7 protein-coding genes are annotated in these 5,560 nt (G+C 28.9%); 1 reads left to right on the forward strand and 6 read right to left on the reverse strand.

Annotated elements, in window-relative coordinates; all coding sequences use genetic code 11:
* The 6 genes from CHL78_RS19410 to dapF all read right to left on the reverse strand — a co-directional run.
* On the reverse strand, nt 1–1,015 hold a 1,015-nt coding region (locus tag CHL78_RS19410), incomplete at its 3' end, for a primosomal protein N' family DNA-binding protein (RefSeq protein WP_158540740.1).
* Nucleotides 1,016–1,086: 71 nt separating this feature from the next.
* Complete coding sequence (gene coaBC / locus CHL78_RS19415; protein WP_094366484.1) at nt 1,087–2,286, reverse strand: bifunctional phosphopantothenoylcysteine decarboxylase/phosphopantothenate--cysteine ligase CoaBC; 1,200 nt, start codon at nt 2,284–2,286, stop codon at nt 1,087–1,089.
* An 8-nt stretch (nt 2,287–2,294) separates the two neighbouring features.
* On the reverse strand, nt 2,295–2,561 hold the full coding sequence (rpoZ, locus tag CHL78_RS19420) for a DNA-directed RNA polymerase subunit omega (RefSeq protein ID WP_094366483.1): 267 nt from the start codon (nt 2,559–2,561) through the stop codon (nt 2,295–2,297).
* A 1-nt stretch (nt 2,562) separates the two neighbouring features.
* Complete coding sequence (gene gmk, locus CHL78_RS19425; RefSeq protein ID WP_094366482.1) at nt 2,563–3,180, reverse strand: guanylate kinase; 618 nt, start codon at nt 3,178–3,180, stop codon at nt 2,563–2,565.
* Between the two features lie 17 nt (nt 3,181–3,197).
* On the reverse strand, nt 3,198–4,079 hold the full coding sequence (locus CHL78_RS19430; protein WP_094366481.1) for a YicC/YloC family endoribonuclease: 882 nt from the start codon (nt 4,077–4,079) through the stop codon (nt 3,198–3,200).
* 1 nt (nt 4,080) lies between these two features.
* Nucleotides 4,081–4,911, reverse strand: a complete 831-nt coding sequence (gene dapF / locus CHL78_RS19435) for a diaminopimelate epimerase (protein ID WP_094366480.1) — start codon at nt 4,909–4,911, stop codon at nt 4,081–4,083.
* 193 nt (nt 4,912–5,104) lie between these two features.
* Between dapF and CHL78_RS19440 the strand changes: the two genes are divergently transcribed.
* A partial coding sequence (locus CHL78_RS19440; RefSeq protein ID WP_199534131.1) for an NFACT family protein occupies nt 5,105–5,560 on the forward strand: 456 nt, incomplete at its 3' end.

The raw sequence follows: 5,560 nt of genomic DNA on the forward strand, positions 1-5,560 counted from the left end.
AAACTATACTATCTAAACCTTGTTTTAGAGCATAATCTATTATCTCCATATATACTTCGGTTTTTCCACTACCAGTGACACCATGTATCATATAAGTTTTCTTATTTTCATCAAACATATCAGAGGTTATCTTATTTATCGCTTCTTGTTGTTCAACATTTAATACTATATCTTTTGAGTTTGTTTTGTAAATACTCTCTGGATTCCTATAGTAATCTTTTAATTCTAGTACTATTAATTTCTTCTTATGAAGAGATGTTATACTTTGTTTAGATGCATCCAATAATTCTAATAAATCATTTATTTCAACGTTATCATTGTTCTTTAAGAATTTTATTATTTCTTTTTGTTTACTACCTAAGCTTATCTTATTGTCAGCTAAGTAATCATCTATTTTATCACTTTCTATACTTAAAGAAACATAACATATTTTTTTCTCATTCTTATGATTTTTATATTCCCAACTTAAATTTATTAGTTGTTTTTTTTGCATTCTATTTAATAGATTATTAATGTTGGGTATACCTTTTAACTTATCAACTTTAATTTTTCCTTTACTATCAATAATACAATTTATTACTTCAGCTTCTAGATTGTTTAAGTCATTTATTTTCATTTTTTGGTCTAGGTCATTTAAGTTTTCAAATTCACTACCTAAGCTTGCAACTTTGTAGTTATTCAGCTTATATCCTTTTGGATATATCAAATTTATACAGTCTATATATGTACTTAGATATCTATTTTTCATCCAATATACTAATTCTAAATCTTCAGCTCTAAAAATAGGATCTTCATCTAATACATCTACTATTTCTTTAGTTTTTATGTTTTCTTCTATAGATTCTGTTATTTCAAAAACAAAAGCTTCTGTTGGCTTGTTTCCTCTTCCAAATGGTACCAATATTCTATGACCTAGTTCTAGTTCTTCTGTTAGAAAATCTGGAATTTGGTATGTAAATAAGTTGTCTGTATGTATAGTGCTGCTTCTTACTACCACCTTTGCATATTTTCCCATGATTTTACCTCTTTACTTGTAGTTTATACATCCCGTTGCTTAAGAAAATAAGCATCTATTAAAATAGATGCTTACTTGTTTAATAGCGCTTCAACTTTATCTAAAATAACGTTAGCTACTTCTTCTTTTTTCATTTTAGGATACTCTGTAATAGTACCTTCTCTGTCGATAATTTTAACTATATTAGTATCTACTCCAAATCCAGCACCTTCTGCAGTTAAATCATTTGCTACTATAAAGTCTAGATTTTTTTTCTTTACTTTATTCTTAGCATTTTCAATAAGATCATTGGTTTCAGCTGCGAAACCAACTAATATCTTATTATTTTTGATTTTACCAACTTCAAAAGCTATATCATTTGTTCTATCTAATTCTATAGATAAATCGTCGTCACTTTTTTTAATTTTTTTATTAGAGTAATTTTTAGGTTTATAATCTGCTACTGCAGCACTTTTTATAACTACTTGATTATCCTCTAAATTATCAAGTACTGCACTATACATTTCATTAGCAGACTCAACTTTTACTAATTTTTTAAGGTTCTGTGGAGGAGCTATTTTTGTTGGCCCTGAGATAAGAGTTACATCAGCACCTCTATTTATAGCTTCTTTTGCAATTGCATAACCCATTTTTCCTGTAGATCTATTTGTAATATATCTCATAGGGTCTATGCTTTCCACAGTAGGTCCTGCTGTAACTATTATACTTTTTCCTTTTAAATCTTGCTCTACTTGTAATAATTTCACAACTTCCTCAACTATAGTTTCAGGAGTTGCTAATTTACCTTTACCTACATCTCCACAAGCAAGTCTTCCACTTTCAGGTTCTATAAACTTATATCCTAACTCTTTTAAAGAATTTATATTCCTTTGAACTATAGGATTTTCATACATATTAGTATTCATAGCTGGTGCTATTAAAACTGGTGCCTTTGTTGCCATAATAGTAGTACTTAGCATATCATCAGCTATTCCATTATAGATTTTACCTATCATATTAGCAGTAGCTGGTGCTATTAAAAATACATCTGCTTTTTTTGCTAAAGAAATATGCTCTACATCCCATGTTTTTATCTCATCAAACATACCAGAAACTACATAATTTTGGCTTAATGATTGAAACGTAAGAGGTGTAACAAATTCCGTAGCAGACTCTGTCATTATTACATGAACATTTATTCCTAGTTTTTTAAGTCTGCTTACAACATCACAAGCCTTATAAACAGCAATTCCACCGCTTACACCAATTACAACAGTTTTATCTTTTAACATAGATATTCTTACTCCTCTTCTATGTTTTTAGTTTGCTCTGCATGTTGCTTAGCTTCTTCTATATCTATTTCCTCTTGAGTTAATAATCTGTAAGTTATTTCACCATCTGCAACTTCTTCTGTAGCTATACAAACTGGCTTAGTTTCTTTGTTTCTATTTGCTACATATGGAACTGATCCATCTACTATTTCTCTAGCTCTCTTTGCAACTGTCCCTACTAAGTAGTATCTGTTATCTATCTTGTTTAATACGTCGTTTATTGATGGTTTTAACATATTATAATTCCTCCTTGAATTTAGCTATTATATTATTTTTATATCTACTAACCTTATTTTTTTCAGAAGATATTATACCTTCTATTTCTTTAGCAGATTTTTCTACATCTTCATTAACTATGAAGTAGTCATAGTTTACTATTTGATTTATTTCTTCAAAGGCACAACTAAATCTCTTGTCTATCTCTTCTTTAGTTTCAGTACCTCTTCCAACTATTCTGTTTTTTAGTTCCTCAAGAGATGGAGGAAGTACAAATATGAAGACACCCTCTGGATAAACTTCCTTTATTTGTTTTGCTCCTTGCATTTCAATCTCTAATAATACATTTTGTCCATTTTCAAGACTTTCTATTATAGCAGCTTTTGGAGTGCCATAAAAATTGTCATAAATTTGAGCGTATTCTAAAAACTCACCTTTTCCTATCATGTCTGTAAACTTATCTTTTCCTATAAAGTAGTAGTTTACACCTTCAACTTCTCCTGCTCTTGGGCTTCTAGTTGTTGCTGATACTGAAAGTTTTATCTGGTTATTGTCTTTTAATAACTCTTTACATATAGTACCCTTCCCAGCTCCTGATGGACCTGATACTACTAGTAATAGACCTTTTTTCTTAACCATTAGTAATCTTTCCTTTCTTACTCTATGTTTTGTATTTGCTCTCTGATTTTTTCTAACTCACTTTTAACTTCAACTACTAAATTTGTTATACTTAAATCAGATGATTTTGAACCGATTGTATTAGTTTCTCTATTCATTTCTTGAATTAAGAAATCTATTTTTCTACCTATAGAATCATTTTTTACTACAGTCTTTTTAAGTTGATCTATATGGCTATTAAATCTTACTATCTCTTCTGTTATACTGCTTTTATCTGCATATATTGCAACTTCTTGCGCTAATCTATTCTCGTCTACTATGCTAGGATCTTCTAACATTTCACTTATTCTGTTGTTTAGCTTTTCTTTGTAATCTATAACTACACTATCCGAATTTTTCTCTATTTCAATTATGTAGTTTTTAAGAAGGTCACATCTCATTATAACATCATCTGCTAACTTTTTACCCTCTTCACTTCTCATTTCCTTTAATTTTATTAATGCAGCCTCTACAGCTTGCTTTAACATTGACCAAAGTAAATCTTCATCTTCTTCTTTTTCTTCGCACTTAACTATATCAGGAAACTTTGCTACATTCATTACACTAATATCATCAACTAAATCAAACTTTTCTTTTATTTGCTTTAATATCCCTACATATTGATCCGCTAAAGTTTCATCGAATTTTAAGTTTACATCTTCACTACCTAATAAGTCAAGTTTTATGTATAAGTCAACTCTTCCTCTTTTAGCATAATCTTTAACTAAATTTCTAACCTTATCTTCTAAAAATGATATTTTTCTTGGAAGACGTACATTTATATCACAATACTTATGATTTATTGTTTTACACTCTACTAAAAAATAGTAGTTATCATCTTTATATTCTCCTCTTCCAAATCCAGTCATACTAATAGCCATATTATACCTCCAAAATTCCTTCACATATTTTCACTGCAGGTCCTGTCATATATATAGTTTCACCTATATCTATCGTCACTTTTCCACCTTCTGATTCCACATTTACACTTTTATCTACTTTTCCTAAGTAGTTGCAAATTACAGCTGATGCAGTCATACCTGTACCACATCCTAAAGTATATCCGCAACCTCTTTCCCAAGTACTAACTAATATATTATTTGAGTCTTCTATTTTTACAAAATTAACATTAGTTCCTTCTGGGAATATCTTATTTTTTTCTATTTCTCTTCCATATTTACTAACGACCTCTAAGTCTAATTCATCTACTAATATTATCGTATGAGGAACCCCCATCAACATAGATGATACTACAAACTCTTCATCTAAAACTTTTATAGTTTCATTTATGAAATTTTCTTTGCCAGATCTTACAGGAACATCTTTAGATAAAAGGCTTCCTTGTCCCATATTTACAATTATAGAATTTATATTTCCATCCATAGTATTAATATTTATTTTCTTAATTCCATCTAAAGTATATACATCAAATTCTTCTTTTCTAATTATATTATTGTCATAAACGAATTTTACAAAACATCTAAGTCCATTTCCGCACATTGCCGCTCTAGATCCATCTGAATTATAATATACCATTTCTATATCTGCTTTATTTGAATTTTTAACTACTAATAATCCATCAGCACCAACAGAAAATCTTCTATGACATACTATTTGAGCTAAATTAGAGTATTCAGAGCTTTCGATTCCATCAAATCTACCATCTATAGCAATGAAATCATTACCTATTCCGTGCAACTTCCAAAACTTCATACTATCGCTCCTTTAAATTTAAATTCCTAACTAATAATTATACAATATTTTAATGATAAATGGAAATGTGAAAGATAATAATTTAATTTTTTTTACTGAAATCATGCTTAAATTAACCTAAGTATTCACAATATATATATTATGTGCAATAATTAATCTATTGACGATTTCGTCTAAGAAAGGAGCGATTATTATGGCTTTAGATGGTTTAGTTATACATTCAGTAGTAGATGAGTTATCATCAAAACTTTTAGGTGGTAAAATAGATAAAATCCAACAACCTGAAAATGATGAGATAGTTTTACATATAAGAAATAATAAGGAAAATTTCAAATTAGTACTAAGCGCAAGTTCTTCTAATCCAAGAGTATACCTAGCAAATAATTATAAAAAAGAAAATCCTATGAAAGCACCTGCTCTTTGTATGTTATTTAGAAAATATATACAAAGTGGTAATATAATAAGCATTTCTCAGGTTGGATTTGAAAGAATAATAAAAATTAGTGTTGAGTCTCTTGATGAATTAAAAGAAAAGTCAACTAAGGATATTATTATAGAGATTATGGGAAGGCACAGTAATATCATACTTACTCATGCTAGTGATAATAAAATAATAGATTCAGCCAAAAGAATTCCAACTAGTGTAAGT

The organism is Romboutsia weinsteinii (assembly GCF_002250835.2).
Lineage (GTDB): Bacteria > Bacillota > Clostridia > Peptostreptococcales > Peptostreptococcaceae > Romboutsia_A > Romboutsia_A weinsteinii.

Excerpts from the sequence above, each read along its gene's own strand:
- coaBC (WP_094366484.1), bottom strand. The coding sequence starts at position 2,286 with ATGTTAAAAGATAAAACTGTTGTAATTGGTGTAAGCGGTGGAATTGCT.
- rpoZ (WP_094366483.1), bottom strand. The coding sequence starts at position 2,561 with ATGTTAAAACCATCAATAAACGACGTATTAAACAAGATAGATAACAGA.
- gmk (WP_094366482.1), bottom strand. The coding sequence starts at position 3,180 with ATGGTTAAGAAAAAAGGTCTATTACTAGTAGTATCAGGTCCATCAGGA.
- CHL78_RS19430 (WP_094366481.1), bottom strand. The coding sequence starts at position 4,079 with ATGGCTATTAGTATGACTGGATTTGGAAGAGGAGAATATAAAGATGAT.
- dapF (WP_094366480.1), bottom strand. The coding sequence starts at position 4,911 with ATGAAGTTTTGGAAGTTGCACGGAATAGGTAATGATTTCATTGCTATA.